Origin of the sequence: Halomonas sp. NO4, assembly GCF_010994375.1 — a bacterium.
In the GTDB taxonomy this organism is placed as follows: domain Bacteria; phylum Pseudomonadota; class Gammaproteobacteria; order Pseudomonadales; family Halomonadaceae; genus Halomonas.
Genome location: NZ_WHMA01000009.1, coordinates 108,028 through 130,483, shown reverse-complemented (window position 1 = coordinate 130,483; position 22,456 = coordinate 108,028). Strand labels below are relative to the sequence as shown.

Annotated in this window: 21 protein-coding genes; 16 read left to right on the top strand and 5 right to left on the bottom strand. The window is 68.5% G+C overall.

The genetic code is table 11. The features are described from left to right. Nucleotides 1-19 precede the first annotated feature (19 nt). Nucleotides 20-1,141, bottom strand: coding sequence for a tRNA epoxyqueuosine(34) reductase QueG (gene queG / locus FEF15_RS09370; protein ID WP_240454123.1), 1,122 nt, complete (start codon nucleotides 1,139-1,141; stop codon nucleotides 20-22). A 148-nt stretch (nucleotides 1,142-1,289) separates the two neighbouring features. Between queG and FEF15_RS09365 the strand changes: the two genes are divergently transcribed. The 11 genes from FEF15_RS09365 (at nucleotide 1,290) to FEF15_RS09315 (ending at nucleotide 14,383) form a co-directional block, all read left to right on the top strand. Beyond that, nucleotides 1,290-2,843 carry an NAD(P)H-hydrate dehydratase gene (locus FEF15_RS09365; RefSeq protein WP_163558889.1) on the top strand — a complete coding sequence of 518 codons (1,554 nt, stop codon included), beginning with the start codon at nucleotides 1,290-1,292 and terminating at the stop codon, nucleotides 2,841-2,843. Between the two features lie 4 nt (nucleotides 2,844-2,847). After that, complete coding sequence (gene tsaE, locus FEF15_RS09360) at nucleotides 2,848-3,348, top strand: tRNA (adenosine(37)-N6)-threonylcarbamoyltransferase complex ATPase subunit type 1 TsaE (protein ID WP_163558923.1); 501 nt, start codon at nucleotides 2,848-2,850, stop codon at nucleotides 3,346-3,348. Then, nucleotides 3,345-4,814 (top strand): N-acetylmuramoyl-L-alanine amidase, encoded by a 1,470-nt coding sequence (locus FEF15_RS09355; protein WP_163558888.1) that lies wholly within the window; start codon nucleotides 3,345-3,347, stop codon nucleotides 4,812-4,814. The genes tsaE and FEF15_RS09355 overlap by 4 nt, the downstream gene beginning before the upstream one ends. Nucleotides 4,815-4,827: 13 nt before the next feature. Further along, nucleotides 4,828-6,777, top strand: coding sequence for a DNA mismatch repair endonuclease MutL (gene mutL / locus FEF15_RS09350; RefSeq protein WP_163558887.1), 1,950 nt, complete (start codon nucleotides 4,828-4,830; stop codon nucleotides 6,775-6,777). Nucleotides 6,778-6,799: 22 nt separating this feature from the next. Further along, nucleotides 6,800-7,738 (top strand): tRNA (adenosine(37)-N6)-dimethylallyltransferase MiaA, encoded by a 939-nt coding sequence (miaA, locus tag FEF15_RS09345; RefSeq protein ID WP_163558886.1) that lies wholly within the window; start codon nucleotides 6,800-6,802, stop codon nucleotides 7,736-7,738. 88 nt (nucleotides 7,739-7,826) lie between these two features. Beyond that, nucleotides 7,827-8,078, top strand: a complete 252-nt coding sequence (hfq, locus tag FEF15_RS09340) for an RNA chaperone Hfq (protein ID WP_163558885.1) — start codon at nucleotides 7,827-7,829, stop codon at nucleotides 8,076-8,078. Nucleotides 8,079-8,087: 9 nt separating this feature from the next. Further along, the gene (gene hflX / locus FEF15_RS09335) at nucleotides 8,088-9,404 is read left to right on the top strand and encodes a ribosome rescue GTPase HflX (RefSeq protein ID WP_163558884.1); all 1,317 of its coding nucleotides are present in this window, start codon (nucleotides 8,088-8,090) and stop codon (nucleotides 9,402-9,404) included. Nucleotides 9,405-9,524: 120 nt separating this feature from the next. Then, on the top strand, nucleotides 9,525-10,748 hold the full coding sequence (gene hflK, locus FEF15_RS09330) for an FtsH protease activity modulator HflK (RefSeq protein WP_163558883.1): 1,224 nt from the start codon (nucleotides 9,525-9,527) through the stop codon (nucleotides 10,746-10,748). Next, nucleotides 10,749-11,648, top strand: coding sequence for a protease modulator HflC (hflC, locus tag FEF15_RS09325; RefSeq protein WP_163558882.1), 900 nt, complete (start codon nucleotides 10,749-10,751; stop codon nucleotides 11,646-11,648). Nucleotides 11,649-11,792: 144 nt separating this feature from the next. Continuing rightward, nucleotides 11,793-12,974 (top strand): ATP phosphoribosyltransferase regulatory subunit, encoded by a 1,182-nt coding sequence (locus FEF15_RS09320; RefSeq protein ID WP_163558881.1) that lies wholly within the window; start codon nucleotides 11,793-11,795, stop codon nucleotides 12,972-12,974. A 113-nt stretch (nucleotides 12,975-13,087) separates the two neighbouring features. Next, complete coding sequence (locus FEF15_RS09315; RefSeq protein ID WP_163558880.1) at nucleotides 13,088-14,383, top strand: adenylosuccinate synthase; 1,296 nt, start codon at nucleotides 13,088-13,090, stop codon at nucleotides 14,381-14,383. Nucleotides 14,384-14,444: 61 nt separating this feature from the next. On the opposite strand, the gene cobO is transcribed toward FEF15_RS09315, so the two are convergent. Both cobO and FEF15_RS09305 read right to left on the bottom strand, forming a co-directional pair. Further along, complete coding sequence (cobO, locus tag FEF15_RS09310) at nucleotides 14,445-15,044, bottom strand: cob(I)yrinic acid a,c-diamide adenosyltransferase (RefSeq protein ID WP_163558879.1); 600 nt, start codon at nucleotides 15,042-15,044, stop codon at nucleotides 14,445-14,447. Between the two features lie 54 nt (nucleotides 15,045-15,098). Beyond that, nucleotides 15,099-16,598: a RimK family protein gene (locus FEF15_RS09305; protein ID WP_163558878.1), complete on the bottom strand. Its 1,500-nt coding sequence runs from the start codon at nucleotides 16,596-16,598 to the stop codon at nucleotides 15,099-15,101. A 170-nt stretch (nucleotides 16,599-16,768) separates the two neighbouring features. Between FEF15_RS09305 and FEF15_RS09300 the strand changes: the two genes are divergently transcribed. The 5 genes from FEF15_RS09300 to pepN all read left to right on the top strand — a co-directional run bounded on the left by FEF15_RS09300 (nucleotide 16,769) and on the right by pepN (nucleotide 21,769). Further along, nucleotides 16,769-17,245 carry an N-acetyltransferase gene (locus FEF15_RS09300; protein WP_163558877.1) on the top strand — a complete coding sequence of 159 codons (477 nt, stop codon included), beginning with the start codon at nucleotides 16,769-16,771 and terminating at the stop codon, nucleotides 17,243-17,245. A gap of 66 nt (nucleotides 17,246-17,311) precedes the next feature. Next, nucleotides 17,312-17,797 (top strand): YajQ family cyclic di-GMP-binding protein, encoded by a 486-nt coding sequence (locus tag FEF15_RS09295; protein ID WP_163558876.1) that lies wholly within the window; start codon nucleotides 17,312-17,314, stop codon nucleotides 17,795-17,797. A 145-nt stretch (nucleotides 17,798-17,942) separates the two neighbouring features. Continuing rightward, nucleotides 17,943-18,479 carry an Hsp20/alpha crystallin family protein gene (locus FEF15_RS09290; RefSeq protein ID WP_163558875.1) on the top strand — a complete coding sequence of 179 codons (537 nt, stop codon included), beginning with the start codon at nucleotides 17,943-17,945 and terminating at the stop codon, nucleotides 18,477-18,479. A gap of 172 nt (nucleotides 18,480-18,651) precedes the next feature. Then, the gene (locus FEF15_RS09285) at nucleotides 18,652-19,068 is read left to right on the top strand and encodes a YbaN family protein (protein WP_163558874.1); all 417 of its coding nucleotides are present in this window, start codon (nucleotides 18,652-18,654) and stop codon (nucleotides 19,066-19,068) included. 58 nt (nucleotides 19,069-19,126) lie between these two features. Beyond that, nucleotides 19,127-21,769, top strand: coding sequence for an aminopeptidase N (pepN, locus tag FEF15_RS09280; RefSeq protein WP_163558873.1), 2,643 nt, complete (start codon nucleotides 19,127-19,129; stop codon nucleotides 21,767-21,769). Here pepN and FEF15_RS09275 read toward each other — a convergent pair. Continuing rightward, complete coding sequence (locus FEF15_RS09275; protein ID WP_163558872.1) at nucleotides 21,762-22,049, bottom strand: hypothetical protein; 288 nt, start codon at nucleotides 22,047-22,049, stop codon at nucleotides 21,762-21,764. The two genes, pepN and FEF15_RS09275, sit on opposite strands and share 8 nt — an antisense overlap. 16 nt (nucleotides 22,050-22,065) lie before the next feature. Then, on the bottom strand, nucleotides 22,066-22,452 hold the full coding sequence (locus FEF15_RS09270; protein ID WP_163558871.1) for a CBS domain-containing protein: 387 nt from the start codon (nucleotides 22,450-22,452) through the stop codon (nucleotides 22,066-22,068). Between the last annotated feature and the right edge of the window lie 4 nt (nucleotides 22,453-22,456).

The window sequence follows — 22,456 nt, the reverse complement described above, 5'->3', positions numbered from 1 at the left end:
CGAGAAAGAGTGACGCCGCTCAAGCGGTAGCGATCCGCTTGCGGCGCTTCTCCTGCTGGCGCTCGAGCGCCCAGCGCACGTGCTCGCGCACCAGGTCCGAGGGGTAGGCGAGGCGCGCGCGCAGGGCCGCCTCGATGGCCGCGCTCCAGGGGGCGTTGCCGAGCCCCACGGCGAGGTTTCTCAGCCAGCGTGCGTAGCCGATGCGCCGTATCGGGCTGCCGGCGGTCTTCTCCAGGAACTCCTCCTCGCCCCAGGCGAACAGCGACAGCAGGCTCGCGCGGTCGAGATCGTGGCGGGGGGAAAAGTCGTCTTCCGCCGTGGCCCGGGTAAAGCGGGTGAAGGGGCACACCAGCTGGCAGTCGTCGCAGCCGAATACCCGATTGCCCATTGCCTCGCGGTAGCGCTCGGGGATGGCGCCGTGCAGCTCGATGGTCAGGTACGAGATGCAGGCGCGGGCGTCGACCACCCGGTCGGCGACGATGGCACCGGTGGGGCAGGCGGTCTGGCAGGCGCTGCAGCTGCCGCAGTGGTCGCGCTCGAAGGGCCGGTCCACGGGCAGCGGCAGGTCGACATAGAGTTCGCCGAGAAAGAACAGCGACCCGGCCTTGGGGTGGAGCAGCATGGCGTTCTTGCCCACCCAGCCGAGCCCGGCCTTGCGGCCCAGAGCCCGCTCCATCACCGGGGCGGAGTCGACGAAGGCGCGATGCCCGAAGGGGCCGACCTCGCCCTCGATCCACTGGGCGAGCGTCGCCAGGCGCTTGCGCATCAGCTTGTGGTAGTCGCGGCCCACGGCGTAGCGGGAGACGTAAGCCGTCTCCGGCTGGCCCAGCACCTTGGCGCTCTCCACCTCGGCGGGCAGGTAGTCCAGGCGCACGCTGATCACGCGCAGGGTGCCCGGCACCAGCTCGGCGGGCCGGGTGCGCTTGGTGCCGTGCTTGGCCATGAAGCCCATCTCGCCCTGATACCCGGCGTCGAGCCAGCGCGCCAGGCGGCGCTCGTCTTCGGCCAGGTCGAGGTCGGTGATGCCCACCTGCTGGAAGCCGAGCTCGCGCCCCCACTGCTTGATGGTGTCGGCCAGGGCGGACAGGTCGGTGTCGTGGTCGGGCGTCACGCGGCTCATGATCGGGAAAGCAGTGCTCATGATCGAGAAAATTGTGCGCAAGAGGGGTCGGGGATTGGCGAAGTCGCCAAGAAGCGGACACACTTCACAGCAGTAACGAACCACTGTTTTATAATGCCGAGTGGCGATGGCCACCATGATACGGCATTGCGACCTGGGGAGACACCGGATGACCGACGCGTACCGCGATGCGAGCCTGCCGGCCCTGCGGCCCCTGTACCGCGCCGAGCAGGTGCGTGAGCTCGACCGCCGTACCATTGCCGGCGGCATCGACGGCTTCGCGCTGATGCAACGCGCCGCCACAGCGGCCTGGCAGAGCCTCAATGCGCGCTGGCCCAGTGTGCGTCGCCTCACGGTGCTGTGCGGGGGCGGCAACAACGGCGGCGATGGCCACGTGCTGGCCGCCCTCGCCGCGATGGCCGGTGTCGAGGTGCAGCGCATCGTGCTCAAGGCGCCCGAGGAACTCCACGGCGATGCCGCTCGCGCCGCCGAGATGGCCAGCGCCGCCGGGGTGGGCCTGGTGCCGTGGCAGACGGATATCGAGTTCACCGGCGAGGTGGTGGTGGATGCGCTGCTGGGGACCGGTCTGGGCGGCGAGGTGCGGGGAACCATGCGCGAGGCCATCGCGGCGATCAATGCCTGCGGCCGACCGGTACTGGCCGTCGACATCCCCTCGGGGCTGGCCGCCGACAGCGGGGCGGAGCTGGGCATCGCGGTGCACGCCGACCGTACTGTGACCTTCATCGGCGACAAACTCGGGCTGCACACCGGACGCGCCCCAGCGCGCAACGGCGAGGTGCACTTCTGCGCCCTCGGCGTCGACGCGGCGTCCCACTCGGACCTGCCGGTGGCGGGCAAGTTGCTCGACGAGGCGCTGATTCCCGCCCTGCTGCCATCCCGCGCCCGCGATGCCCACAAGGGCGCCATGGGCCACGTGCTGGTGCTCGGCGGGGCGCCCGGCTTCGGCGGCGCGGCCTTGATGGCGAGCGAAGCCGCCGCGCGCCTCGGCGCCGGCAAGGTGAGCCTGGCCACGGCGCCGGAGCACGTCACCGCAAGCCTGGTGCGCCGCCCCGAGGTGATGGTCCACGCCATGCGCGGCGCCACCGACCTGGGGGCGCTGCCCGAAGCGGCAGACGTGCTGGTGGTGGGGCCGGGCCTGGGGCAGGGTGCCTGGGGCCAGGGCATGCTGCAGGCGGCACTGGCGGCCGAACGCCCCTTGGTGGTGGATGCCGACGGCCTCAACCTGCTGGCCTCGCAATTTACCGGCCAGCGGCGAGACGACTGGGTGCTCACCCCGCATCCCGGCGAGGCGGCTCGCCTGTTGGGCGTGAGTCCCGCTGAGGTGGAGGCCGACCGCCCCGCGGCGGTCACCGAGCTGCAGCGCCGCCGCGGCGGGGTGATCGTGCTCAAGGGGGCCGGCAGCCTGGTTGCCGGGCCCGACGGCCTGGCGGTGTGTCCCTACGGTAACCCCGGCATGGCCTCCGGTGGCATGGGGGATGTGCTCTCGGGTCTGCTCGGGGCGCTGCTTGCCCAGGGGCTGCCGCTCGTTCGGGCAGTATGGCTTGGCGTGGTGGTCCACGCCCGCGCCGCCGACGCGGCAGCCCGGGCCGCGGGCGAGCGTGGCCTGCTGGCCGGCGATCTGGCATTCTATGCGCGGACGCTGGTCAACCCCGATATGACTTCCCGAGATGTGACTTCCCAAGGCTTGGTGCAGGGCAGGTAGCATGATGCGCGTGCAACTCGACGACGAAGAGCGCCAGGTCGCCTTTGGCGAATGCCTGGGACGTGCCTTGAACGGCCACGGGTGCGTGCACCTGGCTGGCGAACTGGGCGCCGGCAAGACCACCCTGGCGCGCGGTGTGCTGCGCGCCTACGGCCACGGCGGGGCGGTGAAGAGCCCCACCTATACGCTGGTCGAGCCGTACGTGCTCGACGACCAGCGCCTCTATCACCTCGACCTCTACCGGCTTGGCGACCCCGAGGAGCTGGAGTTCATCGGCGGGCGCGACCTCTTCGCCGAAGAGGCGTTGATCCTGGTGGAGTGGCCGAGCCGCGGCGAGGGCTGGCTGCCGGTGCCGGATATCGAGGTGCAGCTGCGCCTCGCCGCGGCGGGGCGCGAGGCTCAGCTGGCGGCCTTCACCCCCCACGGCCGGGCGGCGCTGGAGCGACTCGCCGAGGCGCCCGCGCTGGCCGGTGCCATTCGTCACGGGGAGCGGGCAGCGACATGAGTGAAGCGTGGCGTCCCCGTGGCTGGCGCCGGGTCGTGCAGGGGCTGCGCGGCCTGTGGCTGACGACTTGTCTGGCACTGGTCGCCCTGCCGGCCAGTGCCGCCGAGGTGGACAACGTGCGCCTGTGGGCCGCCCCCGACCATGCGCGGCTGGTCTTCGATCTCTCGACCGTCGCCGAGGCCGAGGTCTTCATGCTCAACAACCCGCGGCGCCTGGTGATCGACCTCGAGGAGAGCGGCCTCAACACCGACCTGGCTCGTCTCGACCTGAGCGGCAGTGCCATCACCGAGGTGCGCAGCGGCATTCGCAACGGCACCGGCCTGCGCGTGGTGCTCGAGCTCTCCCGCGAGATCGAGCCGCGCCACTTCACCCTGCCACCCAATGATCAGTACGGCCACCGCCTGGTGGTGGACATGGAGTATCCCGGCGAGAGCGCCGTGGAGAACCCCATCGATCCCATCGAGGCGATGATCCGCGACCAGGAGATCACTGCCGAGCGGGCGCGCCGCGACGGGACCAGCGGGGCCGCCGCGGCCGCGGCGGCGGCGGTGTCCCAGGCCCAGCCCCATCCCAAACGCGATATCATCATTGCCATCGATGCCGGCCACGGTGGCGAGGACCCCGGGGCGATCGGCCCCTCGGGCACGCGCGAGAAGGACGTGGTGATGGAGATCGCCCGCCGCCTGCAGCGCCTGGTGGACGATACCCAGGGCTTCCGGGCGGTGATGATCCGCGACGGCGACTACTACATCGGGCTGCGTCAGCGCACCCGCATCGCCCGCGAGCAGAAGGCGGACTTCTTCGTCTCCATCCACGCCGATGCCTTCACCAGTCCGCGGCCCAACGGCAGTTCGGTCTATGCGCTGTCGCAGCGCGGCGCTACCTCGGAGACCGCCCAGTGGCTGGCCGCCAGCGAGAACCGCGCCGACCTGATCGGCGGGGTGGATGGCAACCTCTCGCTCAGCGACAAGGACGAGGTGCTGCGCGGCGTGTTGCTCGACCTCACCATGACCGCCACCCTCAACGACTCGCTGTCGATCGGTGGCCAGGTGCTCGACCAGCTGGGGCGCGTCAACCGCCTGCACAAGTCGCGGGTCGAGCAGGCCGGGTTCATGGTGCTCAAGTCGCCGGACATTCCCTCGCTGCTCATCGAGACCGGCTTCATCTCCAACCCCGGCGAGGAGCGTCGCCTGCGCGACGGCGGCTATCAGCACGAGCTCGCTCAGGCCGTCTTCGGCGGCTTGCGCGAGCACTTCCGGCGCAATCCGCCACCGGCCAGCCTGCTCGCCTGGCAGCGTGACAACCAGCGCAATACCGCCGGCAACGAGTACCGCATCCAGCCCGGTGACACCCTCTCGCAGATCGCCGCCCGCCACGGCGTGCCCGTCGCCCAGCTCAAGCAGGCCAACGAGCTCAACGGCGACGTGATCCGTGTCGGTCAGGTGCTGCGGATACCGCGTTCATGAGGTTCTTCATCGCATGACCGAGAGTCGTCGCATCCGTGTCCTCGACCCGCGCTTGGCCAACCAGATCGCCGCCGGCGAAGTGGTGGAGCGGCCCGCCTCGGTGGTCAAGGAGCTCCTCGAGAACGCCATCGACGCCGGCAGCCAGCGCATCGAGGTGGAGCTGGAGGCCGGCGGGGCCCGGCTGATCCGTGTACGCGACGACGGGGGCGGCATCGACGAGGCGGACCTGCCGCTGGCCCTGTCGCGCCATGCCACCAGCAAGATCGCCTCTCTCGAGGAGCTCGAGGGTGTGGCGAGCCTCGGCTTTCGCGGCGAGGCGCTGGCGTCGATCAGCTCGGTGTCGCGCCTCGATCTCACCTCCAACGTCGCCGACGACCCCACCGCCGGCTGGCGGGTGGTCGCCGAAGGGCGCCAGATGGAGCCGCGGGTCACACCGGCGCCGCACCCCCGCGGCACCTCGGTAACGGTGCGCGATCTCTTCTTCAATACCCCGGCGCGACGCAAGTTCCTGCGCACCGAGAAGACCGAATACGGCCATGTCGAGGAGGCCTTCCGGCGCCTGGCGCTGTCGCGCTTCGACCTGGCCTGGACGCTGCGCCATAACCAGAAGACGGTGCATCAGCTGCCTGCGGCCGGCGATCCGGCGGGCTGCGAGCGGCGCATCGCGGCGCTGCTCGGCAAGGGCTTCCTGGAGAACGCCCTGCACCTCGATCTGTCGGCTGGCCACCTGCGCCTGTGGGGCTGGGTGGGACTGCCCACCCACTCCCGCGCCCAGGCCGACCAGCAGTATTTCTTCGTCAACGGCCGCGTGGTGCGCGACCGCCTGGTGGCCCACGCCATCCGTCAGGCCTACCGCGACGTGCTCTTCCACGGCCGTCACCCGGTGTTCGTGCTCTACCTGGAGCTCGATCCCACGGTGGTGGACGTCAACGTTCACCCAACCAAGCACGAGGTGCGCTTTCGGGACGGCCGGCTGGTGCACGACTTCCTCTTCTCCAGCCTGCACCGGGCGCTCGCCGAGGCGCGCCCGGGGGAGCGGGAAGTGGCGGATGATAGCGAGACCAGCGCCGTGGAAGCACCCGCGTCGTCGGCCGAGGCCAAGCGGGGTGTGCGCGAGTCGGCCGGGCGCTGGCAGCAGCAGCCCATGGCACTGCACGAGCGTCGCGAGGAGCCCGGTGAGTCGGTGACCCCCAACCGCGTCCGCGCCTTCATGGACGGCTACCGTGCCCTGCATCCCGAGCACGAGGCGACGCTGCTCACGCCCCAGCCGGCATCACCCGGGGCTGGGGGTGAGGCGGCTGACATGGCGCTGGCCGAACGCCAAGGTGTGCCACAGCCCGCAGCGCGGCCGCCGCTGGCCGAGGCGGATGCCACCCAGGCCCCGCCGTTGGGCTATGCCGTGGCCCAGCTGCATGGTATCTACATCCTGGCCCAGAACGCCCGCGGCCTGGTGGTGGTCGACATGCACGCTGCCCACGAGCGTATCGTCTACGAGCGCATGAAGGCGCAGGTGCATCAGGGCACCCTCGATGCCCAGCCGCTGCTGGTGCCGGTGTCGCTGGCCGCCAGCGCTGCCGAGGTGGCCACCGCCGAGGCCGAGCGCGACGCCTTCGCTCGCTTCGGCGTGGAGCTCGACGTGGCCGGCCCCGAAACCTTGCTGGTGCGTCAGGTGCCGGCTCTGCTCAGCGACGCCGACGTGGAGGCGCTGGTGCGCGACATGCTCGGCGACCTGGAGCGCTACGGCCGCTCCGACCGGCTGGAAGCGCATCTCAATGAGCTGCTCGCCACCATGGCCTGCCATGGCAGCGTGCGCGCCAATCGCCAGCTGACCCTGGCCGAGATGAATGCCCTGCTGCGCGACATGGAGCGCACCGAGCGCAGCGGGCAGTGCAATCACGGCCGTCCCACCTGGACCGAGATGAGCATGAAGGAACTCGACCGGCTCTTTTTGCGTGGACAGTAGCCCCTACATGGACAGCAGCCCCATGCCCGACGACCGTCCCCTGGCCATCCTGCTGATGGGGCCCACCGCCGCCGGCAAGACCGACCTGGCGATCGCCCTGCACGAGCAGCTCGACTGCGAGCTGATCAGCATGGACTCGGCCATGGTCTATCGCGGCATGGACATCGGCAGCGCCAAGCCCACGGCGACGGAGTTGGCCCGCGCGCCACATCGGCTGATCGATATCCGCGATCCCGCCGAGCCTTACTCGGCGGCGGAATTCCGCGCCGATGCCCTGGCGGCGATGCGCGAGATCACTGCGGCAGGGCGCATTCCGCTGCTGGTGGGCGGCACCATGATGTACGCCCAGCGCCTGCTGGCCGGGGTGGCCAACCTACCGGCGTCCGACCCGACGGTGCGCGCCGAGCTGGAGCGCGAAGTCGAAGCCCGGGGGCTGCCCGCCCTGCACGAGGCGCTCGCGCAGGTCGACCCGGTCTCGGCAGCGCGCATCCACCCTAACGATCCCCAGCGGCTGATGCGCGCACTGGAGGTCTATCACGTCAGCGGGCGCTCCCTCACCGCGCTGTGGCGTGAACAGCGCCCTGAAACCTTCCCCTGGCGTACGCTGTCGATAGGAGTCAGCCCCGGGGATCGCCGCGTCCTGCATGCGCGTATCGCCGCCCGCTTCGACGCCATGCTGGCCGCCGGGCTGATCGAGGAGGTGGCGGCACTCAGGGCGCGGGGCGATCTGCATCCGGCGTTGCCCTCGATGAAGAGCGTGGGCTATCGCCAGGTGTGGGAGTACCTGGCGGGCGAGGGCGATCTCGCCGACCTGCGACATCGCGGCGTGGTGGCGACGCGCCAGCTCGCCAAGCGGCAGCTGACGTGGTTGCGTCGCTGGCCGGGGCTGGAATGGATCGATTCCCAGGGCGACGATGCGTTCCCCGCCGTCCTGAAACTCGTGCGCGAATCGGTCGGTTAGCGTAAGATGAGCGCTTCGAGTGGCCGGGTGACCCACCCCAACATCATAACTTCCACCCCTTAAAGAAAACGATATAGGGAGAGGCAACATGTCCAAAGGGCAGTCCCTTCAAGACCCGTACCTGAATATCCTGCGCAAGGAGCGCATTCCGGTATCGATTTTCCTGGTCAACGGCATCAAGCTGCAGGGACAGATCGAATCCTTCGATCAGTTCGTCATCCTGCTGCGCAACACCGTCAGCCAGATGGTCTACAAGCACGCCATCTCCACGGTGGTCCCGTCGCGCAACGTGCGCCTGCCGGCCCAGGATCCTGCTGCCCAGCCGGAAAATAACGTGTGAGGTCATTGATTGTTTTTTGAGCGCCCCGACGCCGGCGAGACGGCGGTACTCCTTCATGTGGACTTTCAGGACGAGCGTGAGCGCGAGGATCCCGGCGAGTTCCTGGAACTGGTGCGCTCCGCCGGGGCCGAGCCGGCCACGCTGCTCACCGGCAGCCGGCAGCGCCCCGATCCCCGCACCTTCATCGGCGCTGGCAAGGTCGAGGAGCTGCGCGAGGCGCTGGCGGTTCACGGGGCAGAGCTGGTCATTTTCAACCATGCGCTGAGCCCCTCCCAAGAGCGCAACCTGGAGCGTGAACTGAAGTGTCGCGTGCTCGACCGCACGGGCCTGATCCTCGACATCTTCGCCCAGCGGGCACGGACCCACGAGGGCAAGCTGCAGGTCGAGCTGGCCCAGCTGGAGTACATGGCCACCCGCCTGGTGCGGGGCTGGACCCACCTGGAGCGCCAGAAGGGCGGTATCGGGCTGCGCGGCCCGGGTGAGACCCAGCTCGAGACTGACCGCCGGCTGCTGCGGGCGCGCATCAAGGCGATCCACAAGCGCCTCGACAAGGTGCGCAGCCAGCGCAGCGAGAACCGGCGCGCGCGTTCGCGGGCGGAGATCCCCAGCGTCTCTTTGGTGGGTTACACCAACGCCGGCAAATCAACGCTCTTCAACGCGTTGACCGCGTCAGAGGTCTATGCGGCCGATCAGCTCTTCGCTACCCTCGACCCGACCCTGCGCCGTCTGGAGATCGACGACGTGGGGCCGGTGGTGCTGGCCGACACCGTGGGCTTCATTCGCCACCTGCCCCACAAGCTGGTCGAGGCCTTCCAGGCCACGCTGCAGGAGGCCGCGGAGGCGGCGCTGCTGGTCCATGTGATCGACGCCGCCGACCCTGACCGCGACCTTAACGTGGCGCAGGTGGAGGCGGTGCTCGACGAGATCGGGGCGCTCGACGTGCCGATGCTCAAGGTGATGAACAAGATCGACCTGCTCGACAGCGCTCCGCGCATCGAGCGTGACGGCGAGGGCCGCCCCGAGGTGGTGTGGCTCTCGGCCCAGCAGGGGCGGGGGATCGATCTGCTCTACCAGGCGCTCTCGGAGTGCCTGGCTGAGGATGTGATCGATTTTTCGCTGACGCTTGCCCCTGAGCAGGGGCGGCTGCGCGCCGGGCTGCACGAGCTGGGCGCGGTGCGCGAGGAGCATTTCGACGACGCAGGGCACACGCGGCTGGTGATCCGCCTGCCGCGTCGCGATTTCCTGCAGCTGATGGCGCGGCTCGGCGAGCGCGCCGAGGACTATCTGCCTCGTGAGCTGCAGGAGCGTCCGGTGTGGGAGTCGTGAATCGGCACCGGACGTCGCGCGACGCCTGACAGAACTGGGCCATGGCGCCTGAAGCGCCGACAAGATGGCAACCGACGCCTCGCCGGCGGCAACGGCAGGCAACGAGAGTGGAGACGATGTATGGCTTGGAATGAGCCTGGTGGTGGCAACCAGCACGACCCCTGGAGCGGTGGGGGGCGCGGCGGTGGCGGCGGCGGTAAGCGCGGCGGCAACCAGGGCCCACCCGACCTCGACGAGGCACTGAAGAAGTTTCAGGACAAGCTCAACCGCATGCTCGGCGGCCGTGGCGGAAAGGGCGGCGGTCGCGGCGGCAAGGGCGGTGGCGGCGGTCGGCCGCGCAACACCTTTGCCTTGCCGGGGCTGTTGATTGTCATCGCCTTGGCGGTGTGGGGGGCCTCGGGGTTCTATCTGGTTGATCAGGCCGAGCGCGGCGTGGTGCTGCGTTTCGGCGAGTTCCAGCGCGTGGTCACCCCGGGCCTGCACTGGAATCCGCCGCTGATCGACGACGTGCGCATGGTCAACGTGACCCGTGTGCGCTCGCTGAGCCAGATGCAGTCGATGCTGACCCGCGACGAGAACATCGTCGAGGTGGAGATTTCGGCCCAGTATCAGGTAGCGAGTCCGCGCGACTTCGTGCTCAACGTGCGCAATCCGCAGCTCTCCATCGAGAACGCCCTGGACAGCGCCCTGCGCCACGTGGTGGGCGGGACCGAAATGATCGAGATCCTGACCTCGGGGCGCGAGATTCTCGGCAGCTCCGTGGCCAGTCGCCTGCAGTCCTACCTGGACAGCTACGGTACCGGCATCAGCCTGCAGACCATCAACATCGAGTCCACTGCGGCACCCGATCCGGTCATCGACGCCTTCGACGACGTGATCCGGGCCCGCGAGGATCGCCAGCGCACCATCAACGAGGGCATGGCCTACGCCAACGCCATCATCCCCGCGGCGCAAGGTCAGGCCCAACGCCTGGTCGAGCAGGGCCAGGGCTATCGCGAGTCGGTGGTCGCCGAGGCACAAGGTCAGGCCAACCGCTTTAATGCGCTGCTGGCCCAGTACCGCAACGCCCCGGATATCATGCGCGAGCGTCTCTACCTGGATGCCATCGCCGAGGTGTTCGGCAAGACACCGAAGGTGCTCGTGGACGTCAGCGACGATGCGCCGCTGATGTACCTGCCGCTCGACCAGCGCCCCGGCGGGACACGCCTGCAGGATCAGGGCGAGGCACAGCAGGGCGAGAGCGGCGAGCTCGACCCGCGCGTGCTGGAACGCCTGCGCAGCACGTCCTCGCAGGGCAGCAACTCCAGCAATTCCAGCGGCGGCATTCGCCGGGAGGGCCGCTAAATGATCAACAACCGTTCCCTGCTGATCGTCGGTGGCCTGGCCGCCGCCGCCTGGCTGGCCAGCAACAGCCTCTTCGTGGTCGACGAGACCGAGCGTGCCGTGAAATTGCGCTTCGGTGAAGTCGTCGAGGAGAACATCTCGCCCGGGCTGCACTTCAAGGTGCCGATCACCCAGACGGTGCGCAAGTTCGACACCCGGGTGCTGACCCTGGACACCGATCCCAGCCGCTACCTGACCCTGGAGCAGAAGGCGGTGATCGTGGACTCCTTCGTGATGTGGCAGGTGGTCAACCCCACCCGCTACTACGAGGCGACGTCCGGCGACGAGATGATGGCGATTCGCCTGATCCAGCCGCGGGTCGACGAGAGCCTGCGTAACGAGTTCGGCCGCCTCGACCTGCAGCAGATCATCGCAGAGCGTCGCGATGACCTGATGACGGGCCCAACCCAGGAGCTCGACCAGCTGCTGCGTGACGAGCTGGGCGTGGCGATCCTCGATGTGCGCGTCAAGCGCATCGACCTGCCCGATGACGTTTCCGCCGCGGTCTATGACCGGATGCGCTCCGAGCGCGAACGCGAGGCCCGCGAGTGGCGCGCCCAGGGCCAGGAGGAGGCCGAGCGCATTCGCGCCAACGCCGACCGGCGCCGTCAGGTGCTGCTGGCTCAGGCCACGGAGCGGGCGGAGACCTTGCGCGGTGAAGGTGACGCCGAAGCCGCCGAGATCTTCTCGGAAGCCTACGGCAAGGATCAGGAGTTCTACCGCTTCTGGCGCAGCCTCAACGCTTATCGTGACAGCTTCAGCGAAGGCCAGGACATGCTGGTTCTCGATCCGTCGAGCGAGTTCTTCCGCTACCTCAAGAGCCCGGAACGGCACGACCAGGAACAGCCAGACCAGGGGTAGCCGGTTGAGCCCCGCCCCGGCGCCGGGCGGGGTTCATCCCCGAGCCAAACGTGGTAGAATCCTTCAACCGGGCGTGGCCCGGTTTTTTTGTGGGCGTTCCCGGTCGCCTTCCGCCCGATCCCCTTCGTTTGCAGGATTGAAGACATGACCATTGCTGACCGCTGGCTGCTGCCCGACGGCATGGACGAAGTGCTGCCGCCCCAGGCGAGCCGCATGGAGGAGCTGCGCCGGGCGCTGCTCGACCTCTACTACCGCTGGGGCTACGACCAGGTGATGCCGCCGCCGGTGGAGTTTCTCGACTCCCTGTTGACCGGCACCGGCAGCGACCTGGACCTGCAGACCTTCAAGCTCACCGATCAGGCCACCGGCCGCCTGATGGGCGCGAGTGCCGACGTCACGCCTCAGGTGGCGCGCATGGACGCCCACTCCATGCGACACCAGGGCCCGGCGCGGCTGTGCTACTGCACCAACGTGCTGCGCGCCAAGGCGGATCAGAATCAGGGCGGGCGCAGCCCGGTGCAGGTGGGCGTCGAGCTGTTCGGCCATGCCGGCCCCGAGGCCGACCTGGAGATCCTGCGCCTGGCGCTGGCCAGCCTCGAGGCGGCGGGCGCCGAGGAAGTGCATCTGGCGCTGGGCCATATCGGCATCTATCGCAGCCTGGTCCAGGCCGCCGAGCTCGATGCCGATCAGGAGCGCGCGCTGTTCGACGCCCTGGCGCTCAAGTCGCCCGGTGCGCTGGCCAGCGAGGTGGCGGCCAGCGTCCGCGATCCGGCCATTGCCGGGATGCTCGAGAGCCTGGGCACCCTGCACGGCGGCCCCGAGGTGCTGGACGAGGCCCGCGATGCGCTCGCCGGAGCGCCGGCCGCGGTCGCCGAGGCCCTGGCGCGGCTGCGCGCCCTCCATGCCGGCGTGGCTGCAGAACATCCCGAAGTGGCCCTCTATTTCGACCTGGGTGAGCTGCGTGGCTACCGTTACCATACCGGGATGATGTTCGCCGCCTTCGTGCCCGGCTACGGCCAGGCACTGGCCAAGGGCGGGCGCTACGACGATACCGGCCGCGCATTCGGGCGGGCGCGCCCGGCCACGGGGTTTTCCATGGACCTCAAGCTGCTGGCCACCCTGGGGCAGCACGCGCCGGCCGGAGACGGCATCTGGGCGCCCGCTGCGGGGGAGGGCGTGAGCGAGGCGATCGCCGACCTGCGCCACCGCGGCGAGCGCGTGGTCCAGGCGTTGCCCGGCCAGACGACCGGCCCCGAAGCGCACCGCTGCCGACGTCAGCTGGTGTGGCGCGGTGGCCAGTGGCAGGTCGCGGACCTGGAAGAGTGAGCGCGGTGTGAGGCAAGCGGACTGACCGTACGGGTCGGTCGATCCATCCGGCCCGTCGGCCGAACCCAGGCCACAGGCCAGCCGGCGGTGCAGCAACGAGAGACGAGAGCACAATGGGCAAGAACGTAGTCGTACTGGGCACCCAGTGGGGTGACGAGGGCAAGGGCAAGGTCGTCGACTTGCTCACCGAATCCGCCGCTGCGGTGGTGCGCTTCCAGGGCGGTCACAATGCCGGTCACACCCTGGTGATCGATGGCGAGAAGACCGTCCTGCACCTGATTCCCTCGGGGATCCTGCGGCCCGACAAGACCTGCGTGATCGGCAACGGCGTGGTGCTCGCGCCGGATGCCCTGATCAAGGAGATTCGCGAGCTCGAGGCCAAGGGCGTGCCGGTGCGCGAGCGCCTGCGCCTGTCGCCGGCCTGTCCGCTGATCCTGCCCTATCACGTGCGCCTCGATCAGGCGCGCGAGAAGGCCCGTGGCGTGGCCAAGATCGGCACCACCGGGCGCGGCATCGGTCCCGCCTACGAGGACAAGGTGGCGCGGCGCGGCCTGCGACTGGGGGACATGCTGCATCGCGAGCGTTTCGCTTCCAAGCTCGGCGAGGTGCTCGACTACCACAACTTCGTGCTGACCCAGTACCACGGCGAGAAGCCGGTGGACTTCCAGGAAGTGCTGGACAGCGCCATGCAGATGGCCGAGGAACTGCGCCCCATGGTGTGCGACACCGTGAGCCTGGTTCACGAGATCCGTCGCGCTGGCGAGAACATCCTGTTCGAGGGCGCCCAGGGCTCGCTGCTCGACATCGACCACGGCACCTATCCCTACGTGACCAGCTCCAATACCACGGCCGGCGGCACCGCCACCGGTTCGGGGGTCGGACCGCTCTATCTCGACTACGTGCTGGGGATCACCAAGGCCTACACCACGCGGGTCGGTTCCGGCCCCTTCCCCACCGAGCTGTTCGACGAGCACGGCCGCCACCTGGCCGAGAAGGGGCACGAGTTCGGCGCCACCACCGGGCGGCCGCGCCGCTGCGGCTGGTTCGACGCCGTGGCGCTGCGCCACGCGGTGCAGATCAACTCGGTTTCCGGCCTGTGCCTAACCAAGCTCGACGTTCTCGATGGCCTGGAGAACATCCGCGTCTGCGTGGGCTACCGCAGCAAGGACGGCGAGGTGCTCGACACCCCGGTGGACTCGGAAGGCTACGAGGCCATCGAGCCGGTCTACCAGGACTTGCCCGGCTGGAGCGAATCCACCCTCGGCATCAAGCGCGTCGAGGACCTGCCGGCCAACGCCCGCTCCTACATCAGCTTTCTCGAGGAGAAGGTGGGCACCAGCATCGACATCATCTCCACCGGCCCGGACCGCAACGAGACCATCGTGCTGCGCAACCCCTTCGCGGGCTGAACGCCCGCCGCCGTTTGGCCTGCGCCAGGCGCCCCACGGGGCGCCTGGCGTGTTTTGCGGCTCAGTAATCGATGCCGCGGCGCGCCTCCAGGCCGTTGTTGAAGCCGTGACGGACCTCTTGCATCTCGGTCACGGTGTCTGCCATGGCCAGGAGCTCGCGGTGGGCGTTGCGCCCGGTGATGATCACCGTCTGCTCTCGGGGACGGTTGGCGAGCGCCCGAGTCACCGTGTCGATATCCAGGTAGCCGAACTTGAGCATGTAGGTGATCTCGTCGAGCACCACCAGGAAGACGTCCGGGTCGGCTAGCAAACGCTGCGCCTCCCGCCACACCTCGCGGCAGGCGGCGGTGTCGGCCTCGCGGTTCTGTGTCTCCCAGGTGAAGCCGGTGGCCATGATGGCCACCTCCAGGTTGGGGTCGTCGGTCAGGCGCTCGCGCTCGCCGCACTCCCACATGCCCTTGATGAACTGCACCACCCCCACCCGATGGCCGTAGCCCAGGGCCCGGGTCACGGTGCCCCAGGCGGCGGTGGTCTTGCCCTTGCCGTTGCCGGTGAACACCAGCAGTTGGCCGCGCTGCTCGGTGGCTTTCGCCACGCGCTCGTCGACATGCGCCTTGAGCTTCTGCATCGCCTTCTGGTGGCGGGTATCGCGATCGGTCATGAGGCACTCCTGTCACGGTAGTGGCGGGTAGCGTACGCCACCGGTCGGGCGTCGTCAGCCGGCCTGGCGCCGGCGCGCCTCCATGCGCGCCAGGAAGACCCCCATGATGCGCTCGTAGAGGGCGCGGCCGAGCCGGGCATCCTCGATGCCGGCATCCACGTTGGGGTTGTCGTTGACCTCGATCACCACCGCCCGGTCACCGCTCTGCTTGAGATCGACGCCGTACAGGCCGTTGCCGATCAGCCGGCACGCTTTGAGGGCTGCCTGCAGCACGGCGGGGGGGACATCCTCGGGATCATGGGTGGTGAAGCCGCCGCTCTTCACGCGAGTGCCGGAGTGGTCGTAGATCTGCCAGTGGCCGCGTGCCATGTAGTAGCGGCTGGCGAACAGCACCTGGCCGTCGAGCACGCCGATGCGCCAGTCGTACTCGGTAGGCAGCCACTCCTGGAGGAGCAGCAGGGCGGACGCTTCGAACAGCTTGGCCGCCTCGCGCTCGAGGTGCTCCGGGTCGGTGACCTTGACCACGCCGCGCGAGAAGCTGCCGTCGGGCACCTTCAGCACCAGCGGGAAGCTCAGCCCGGCGAGGCGTTCGGCGAGTCGCCCGCGGTCGCGGCGCTGCAGCAGGCGGCCCTCCGGGGCCGGGACGCCGCGGGCGCGCAGCAGGGCGTGCAGGTAGACCTTGTTGGTGCAGCGCAGGATGTCCTGGGGCGCGTCGATCACCACCAGCCCCTCGTACTCGGCCTGACGTGCCATTCGGTAGGTGTGGTGGTCGAGCGCGGTGGTCTCGCGGATGAACAGGCCGTCGAACTCGGCCAGGCGCCCCGCGTCGCGCTTGGTGATCAGCGAGACATCGATACCCAGGCGGCGACCGGCACGGATGAAAGCGCGCAAGGCCCCACGGTTGCTGGGCGGCAGGGCTTCCTGAGGGTCGACCAAAATGGCCAGATCGAAACGGTAGCGCCGGCGCGCCTTGGGGGTACGCCACACCTTGCGCGAATGGCGATTGAGCGCCGTGGCGAAGAGGTCCTGCTCGGCAGCGGCCAGATCGCGCAGGCGCAACGGCTTCAAGCGGGCCAGGCGCCACTCGTCCTGGCGCCTGACCAGGCGGGCCTCGAGCAAGGGACAGGGCAGCCGCTCGAAGAGCCGCCGCGCGAGCTTGGCCAGCCCCGGCTCGAGGCACTCGCCGAACAGCACCCGCAGCACCAGGGAGTCCCCGGTCAGCTGCCCCTTGCGCGCCAGGTCGCCGAGCAGCGGAGCGAGGCTCGCCAGCTCGAGGTCGATGAGCGCCTTGCGCGACAGGGCATTGAGCGTTTCCACCGTGGGCAGCACGCGCTGGCTGCGCGCCTGGGCGAGCAGCGACACGTAGTAGCCGCTGCCCAGGTAGTCGAGGTCGCTGCACAGGTTGATGACGTGGGTAGCGCGCTCCGCCTCGCCGTTGCCCGCCCGGTGGCGACGGTCCAGGGCGAGGAAGTCGTCGGCGCTGACCAGGTCCTCGGTGGGGTAGTAGGGGCGCCAGTCAGCCAGGCGGTCGACGACGATACGCAGGGGACACATGGAGGAGCTTCCTGAGACGAAAGGGGGAGGGCAAGGCAGACGCGCTCAGGATGCCCTTGAGGGAGGCGGCGGACAAGCAGGAGGGTTGCTGAAAAAAATTCATGCAAACAGGCGCTGACAGGCGCACCGAGCGTGGTGACAATCCGTGGCGAACCGTCGGGAGTGTCATCATGACCATCACGCTGCGCCAGGGCCGGGCCGAGGACCTTAACGCCATCGTAGGCCTCGAGCAGATCGCCTTCGCCGGTGACCGCTTCAGCCGTCGCCAGCTGTGGCATCTGCTCAACCGGGCGCATGCCTTGACCCTGGTGGCCGAGAACGAGCGCGGCGAGCTGCTGGGTTATGGCCTGCTGCTGTTCCGTCGCGGCAGCCCGCGTGTGCGGCTCTACTCCTTCTGCGTGCATCCCGAGGCGCGCGGCGCCGGCATCGGTCGCCGCCTGCTGGAGGCCCTGGAAGCGGTGGCGCTCGAGCGGGGGGCGGCGTGCCTGAGCCTGGAGGTGCGCGCCGACAACCGGGTCGCGCTGCGTCTCTACCGTCGCCTGGGCTACCGCCTGAGCCGCTGGCTCGACGACTACTATGCCGACGGCTGTGCCGGCTGGCAGATGGAGAAGGCGCTGACGGAGCCCTGTGGGGAGCAAGTCGTGTAGACTGCCGCCTGGCGTACCGCGCCCCTCTTTATTTTTGTCAGCTTACATTGTCAGCAGGATGCCACCATGCCCTCCTTCGATATCGTGTCCGAATTCGACAAGCACGAAGCCAGCAATGCCGTTGACCAGGCCAACCGCGAGATTCAGGGACGCTTCGACTTCCGCGGCGTCGACGCCAGCTTCGAGTTGACCGGCGAGACGGTGACGCTGCAGGCCGAGGTCGACTTCCAACTCAAGCAGATGCTCGATGTCCTGCGCAATCGACTCATTGGCCGGGGCATCGACCCGCGCTGCATGGACGTACAGGAGCCGGAACTCTCCGGCGTGCGCGCCCGCCAGACGGTGCATCTCAAGCAGGGGCTCGAGGCGGCGGAAGCCAAGGACATCGTCAAGCGCATCAAGGCCAGCAAGCTCAAGGTGCAGGCGCAGATTCAGGGCGACCAGGTGCGCGTAACGGGCAAGAAGCGCGACGACCTCCAGAGCGTCATGGCCCTGCTCCGGGGTGAGGACGGCCCGGACCTTCCCTTGCAGTTCAACAACTTCCGCGATTGACGCGGCACGCTCGCCTGAGCGGACTGATCCAGGTCAAGGGCCGTGCAGGTCGCCTTGAAAAGCGCCTGTGCGCCACCAAATCTATCGGTGAAGACAGGCAGTACCCTTTGGATTGGCGTCACATGTCAACGACAGGAGGTGGCGTATGAATCTGCAGAAGTTTTCTCCCTGGAACTGGTTCAAGAGCGAAGCCAGCGACGCGCCGTCCACGGCCGCGCCGGTCGAGCAGCCGCGGCGCGGCGAGCTGTCGCCGCTGCTGGGCATGCACCAGGAACTGGATCGCTGGATGGACAACGTCATGCGCCAGTTCGGTATGCCTTCGCTGGAGAGCCGCTTCGGTGACATGCCGTCGTTGCTGCGCCCGCAGCTCGACATCGCTGAGCGTGACCACGAATACGTGATCACCGTCGAGGTGCCGGGCGTCGAGGAGAAGGACGTCAAGCTGACCCTCGACGATCAGCGGCTCATCATCGAGGGTGAGAAGCGCCAGGAGAGCAGCACAAAGGAGGATCGCTACCAGCGCGTCGAGCGCGCCTACGGCAGCTTCCGCCGCATGCTCGACCTGCCGGCGGACGCCAAGGCCGAGGATATCAAGGCCTCATTCGCCAACGGCGTGTTGACGGTCACCGTGCCGCGCAGCGGCGAGGTGACGTCCAAGCGGCGCGAGATCCCCATCCAGTAACGGCCCGATCGGCACCTGCCCGCCTCCGGCGGGCATTTTCGTGGGGCGGCGGTAAAGGGCGTCATAGACAGAGCCGATTGGCGAGGCCGGGGCGAATACGCTTGAATGGTTGACAGTGGTGCCATCGCCGAAGCCGGTCGATGGCCCTGGCCGATCGAGGGGGAGGGAATTCATGCCGTCAGTGCGTCGCGCCGCCTATCTCGCTCTTGCCGGGACGAGTTTCGCGCTGGGTGTGATCGGCGCCTTCCTGCCGCTGATGCCCACCACCTGCTTCATGCTGCTGGCCGTGTGGGCCGCCTCGCGGGGCTCGCCCCGCTTCGCCCTGTGGATTCGCCAGCATCCGCGCTTCGGGCCGGCCGTGCTGGCCTGGGAGGGCGAGCGTGCCATTCCACGCCACGCCAAGTACCTCGCCGTGCTGGCGCTGGGCGTGTCGATCCTGGTGCTGGCGCTGACGGTGAGCCTCACCTGGTTGAAGGCCCTGCTGGCCGTCGGCCTGGTGCTGATCGGGCTGTGGATCGTCACCCGCCCCGAGCCGAGCCTTGGTCCGTCGCCCGCCCCCTGTCGCGCCGTTGATCGCCGGCTGCTTTGAGGTTCGGGCCACGGCCGCCGTACAATGGCCGTCGTTTTTCGACAGGAGCCCGTTCCCGATGTCCGAACCCAAGCCCACCTACCTGAGCGACTATCGCCCGCCCGCCTACCGCGTCGCGCGCACCGAGCTGAGTGTCGACCTCGACCCGGCAGCGACCCGCGTGACGGCGCGCCTGCATGTGGAACGCCATCCCGAGGTGGGGGCCGGGGAGCCACTGGTCCTCGACGGTGAGCGGCTCAGGCTCAAGGCCATCGCCATCGACGGTCAGCCCCTCGAAGAGGGTGAGTATGCACTTACCGACAGCAGTCTGACCGTGCACCGAGTGCCCGCGCGCTTCCGGCTCGACACCGAAGTGGAGATCGCCCCCCAGGAGAACACCGCCTTGGAGGGGCTCTATCAGTCGAACGGCATGTACTGCACCCAGTGCGAGGCCGAAGGGTTCCGGCGCATCACCTTCTACCCGGACCGCCCCGACGTCATGGCGACCTTCTCCACCACGGTGATCGGCGACGCCGAGCGCGAGCCGGTGCTGCTCGCCAACGGCAACCCGGTGGAGCGGGGCACGATGCCAGGGGGACGTCACTTCGTCACCTGGGAGGATCCGCACCCCAAGCCCTGCTACCTGTTCGCCCTGGTCGCCGGCGATCTGCAGAAGGTCGAGGACCGCTTCACGACCCTGAGCGGGCGTGACGTCACCCTGCAGATCTGGGTCGAAGAGGAGAACCTCGGCAAGACCGACCACGCCATGGCCTCGCTGAAGCGCGCCATGCGCTGGGACGAGGAGGCCTACGGCCGCGAGTACGACCTCGACCGTTTCATGATCGTGGCGGTCAACGACTTCAACATGGGCGCCATGGAGAACAAGGGGCTCAACATCTTCAACTCCGCGGCGGTGCTGACCCACCCCCGCACCGCCACCGATGCGACCTTCCAGCGGGTCGAGGGGATCGTCGCCCACGAGTACTTCCACAACTGGTCGGGCAACCGGGTGACCTGCCGCGACTGGTTCCAGCTCTCGCTGAAGGAGGGCTTCACCGTCTTCCGCGACCAGTGCTTCTCCGCCGACACCAACTCGGCGCCGGTCAAGCGCATCCAGGACGTGGCCTTCTTCCGCACCGCCCAGTTCGCCGAGGATGCCGGGCCCACCGCCCACCCCGTGCGGCCCGATCACTACATCGAGATTTCCAACTTCTACACCCTGACCATCTACGAGAAGGGGGCCGAGGTGGTGCGCATGCTGCGCAACCTGGTGGGCTGGGAGGCCTTCCGGCGCGGCGCCGACCAGTACTTCGCCCGCTTCGACGGCCAGGCGGTGACCATCGAGGATTTCGTGGCCTGCATGGCCGAGGCCTCCGGCCAGGACCTCTCCCAGTTCCTGCGCTGGTACTCCCAGGCCGGCACCCCGGAGATCGACGCCCACGGCGAGTACGACTACGCGGAGTGCGAATACCGCCTGACCCTGCGCCAGCGCACCCCGGCCACGCCGGACCAGCCGGAGAAGCTGCCGCTGCATATCCCCATTCGGATGGGCCTGGTGGGCACCAAGTCCGGCGAGGACCTGACGCTGACCCTGAAGGGCGAACGCCTGGGCCGTGATGCGGTGGTCCACCTGTGCGAGGAGGAGCAGACCTTCGTCTTCACCGGCGTCGACGAGGCGCCGATACCCTCGCTCGCCCGCGGCTTCTCGGCGCCGGTCAAGCTGCGCTTCCCCTATGGCCGCGAGGACCTGGCCTTCCTGCTGGCCAACGATTCCGACGGCTTCAACCGCTGGGACGCCGGCCAGCGTCTGGCGCTGCTGGCGCTGGACGACCTCATCGCGGCCCACCGCAATGGCGTCGAGAAAGTGATGGATCCGCGTGTCGTCGAGGCCTTCCGCAGCCTGCTCGCTCAGGCCGGTTCGACCGATGACAAGGCGGTGCTCGCCGAGATGCTGACCCTGCCCAGCGAGGCCTACATCGCCGAGCAGCAGCCACTGGTGGACGTGGACGCCATCCACGCCGCGCGCACTTTCGTCAAGCAGTCGCTGGCGCTCGCCCTGCGCGACGACTTCCTTGCCGTCTATGAGGCCAATCGCAGTGAGGCCCCCTACGCGCCGGAGCCCGAGCAGATCGCCGCACGCAGCCTGAAGAACGTGGCGCTTTCGTATCTCGTGGCCATCGAGGACGAGGCGGGCATCGCCCATGCCCAGGAGCAGTTCGCCGCCGACCACAATATGACCGACGTGCGCCATGCCCTGACCCTGCTGACGCACAGCTCACGGGATGACCTGTCCGATCCGGCACTGCGCGCCTTCGGCGAGAAGTGGGCCCACGATCCGCTGGTCATGGATCAGTGGTTCAGCATCCAGGTCACCCGGCCGCAGTCGGACGCCCTGGAACGGGTGCGCTTCCTGATGGATCACCCGGCCTTCTCGCTCAAGAACCCCAACCGGGTGCGTGCCCTGATCGGCGCCTTCGCCGGCCAGAACCGCGTCAACTTTCACCGCGCCGACGGCCAGGGCTACCAGCTGCTCGCCGACGTGGTGATCGAGCTCAATCGTCTCAATCCGGAGATCGCCGCGCGACTCATCACCCCATTGACCCGCTGGCAGCGCTTCGACGAGGCGCACCAGGAGCTCATGAAGCGCGAGCTCGAGCGCATCCGCGCCGAGGAGCTCTCGCCCAATGTCTATGAAGTGGTAGAAAAGGCGTTGGCTAACTGATCAGCCAGCTCAGTACCATCACCCCCAATACGCTCCACACGACGGTGGCGATCAGCCGCCGTCGCAGCAGGGCGCGCAGGGCCAGGTAGAGCAGCCACAGCCCGACGGCGAGCATGGCCATGCTCACCAGCGAAGGGGCGATGCCCAGGGACTGGGTAAGGCCGTCCAGAAAGCCGCGGGCGGCGTCGCTGACGTCATGGTAGAGGCGGCTGAGCAGGTCGACCACAAAACGGATCAGATCGCCCAGAAAGTGGCCGAGCCAGGTGAAGAAGTCTTGCATGGGGCTTCCGCAGCTGTCACTCGATCATGTCGAGCACGGTACCGACGATGTCGTCCATGGTGACCAGGCCGACGAGCTTGTTGTCATCCAGCACCAGCACCCGCTTGACCACGCTGTCGGTCATCAGGCGGGCAACGTGACGCACATCCAGGGATTCGCCGACGCCAATCGCCGGTTTGGCGCAGACGTCGTAGACGTTGATCAGGTCGATGTCCCCCGCCTCGGCGACGATCGTCTTGAGGACATTGGTGTAGGTGATCAGCCCCCAGGCGTCGTGGGGGTCCTGTTGCTCTACCACCAGGCACTTCAGGTTGTGCTTCTTCATCAGGCTCAGGGCGTCGCGCAGGGTGGCGAAGGGCGAGACCGTTACCACCTCGCGCATCATGATGTCCTTGACCAGCATCGTT

Bases quoted from the DNA above. Each gene is read 5' to 3' on its own strand.
- FEF15_RS09285 (WP_163558874.1), top strand. From the start codon at position 18,652: ATGCCGTCAGTGCGTCGCGCCGCCTATCTCGCTCTTGCCGGGACGAGT.
- FEF15_RS09295 (WP_163558876.1), top strand. From the start codon at position 17,312: ATGCCCTCCTTCGATATCGTGTCCGAATTCGACAAGCACGAAGCCAGC.
- tsaE (WP_163558923.1), top strand. From the start codon at position 2,848: ATGCGCGTGCAACTCGACGACGAAGAGCGCCAGGTCGCCTTTGGCGAA.
- hflC (WP_163558882.1), top strand. From the start codon at position 10,749: ATGATCAACAACCGTTCCCTGCTGATCGTCGGTGGCCTGGCCGCCGCC.
- pepN (WP_163558873.1), top strand. From the start codon at position 19,127: ATGTCCGAACCCAAGCCCACCTACCTGAGCGACTATCGCCCGCCCGCC.
- FEF15_RS09365 (WP_163558889.1), top strand. From the start codon at position 1,290: ATGACCGACGCGTACCGCGATGCGAGCCTGCCGGCCCTGCGGCCCCTG.
- queG (WP_240454123.1), bottom strand. From the start codon at position 1,141: ATGAGCACTGCTTTCCCGATCATGAGCCGCGTGACGCCCGACCACGAC.
- FEF15_RS09320 (WP_163558881.1), top strand. From the start codon at position 11,793: ATGACCATTGCTGACCGCTGGCTGCTGCCCGACGGCATGGACGAAGTG.
- hflK (WP_163558883.1), top strand. From the start codon at position 9,525: ATGGCTTGGAATGAGCCTGGTGGTGGCAACCAGCACGACCCCTGGAGC.
- FEF15_RS09275 (WP_163558872.1), bottom strand. From the start codon at position 22,049: ATGCAAGACTTCTTCACCTGGCTCGGCCACTTTCTGGGCGATCTGATC.
- miaA (WP_163558886.1), top strand. From the start codon at position 6,800: ATGCCCGACGACCGTCCCCTGGCCATCCTGCTGATGGGGCCCACCGCC.
- FEF15_RS09355 (WP_163558888.1), top strand. From the start codon at position 3,345: ATGAGTGAAGCGTGGCGTCCCCGTGGCTGGCGCCGGGTCGTGCAGGGG.
- mutL (WP_163558887.1), top strand. From the start codon at position 4,828: ATGACCGAGAGTCGTCGCATCCGTGTCCTCGACCCGCGCTTGGCCAAC.
- FEF15_RS09315 (WP_163558880.1), top strand. From the start codon at position 13,088: ATGGGCAAGAACGTAGTCGTACTGGGCACCCAGTGGGGTGACGAGGGC.
- cobO (WP_163558879.1), bottom strand. From the start codon at position 15,044: ATGACCGATCGCGATACCCGCCACCAGAAGGCGATGCAGAAGCTCAAG.
- FEF15_RS09300 (WP_163558877.1), top strand. From the start codon at position 16,769: ATGACCATCACGCTGCGCCAGGGCCGGGCCGAGGACCTTAACGCCATC.
- FEF15_RS09270 (WP_163558871.1), bottom strand. From the start codon at position 22,452: ATGCTGGTCAAGGACATCATGATGCGCGAGGTGGTAACGGTCTCGCCC.
- FEF15_RS09290 (WP_163558875.1), top strand. From the start codon at position 17,943: ATGAATCTGCAGAAGTTTTCTCCCTGGAACTGGTTCAAGAGCGAAGCC.
- FEF15_RS09305 (WP_163558878.1), bottom strand. From the start codon at position 16,598: ATGTGTCCCCTGCGTATCGTCGTCGACCGCCTGGCTGACTGGCGCCCC.
- hfq (WP_163558885.1), top strand. From the start codon at position 7,827: ATGTCCAAAGGGCAGTCCCTTCAAGACCCGTACCTGAATATCCTGCGC.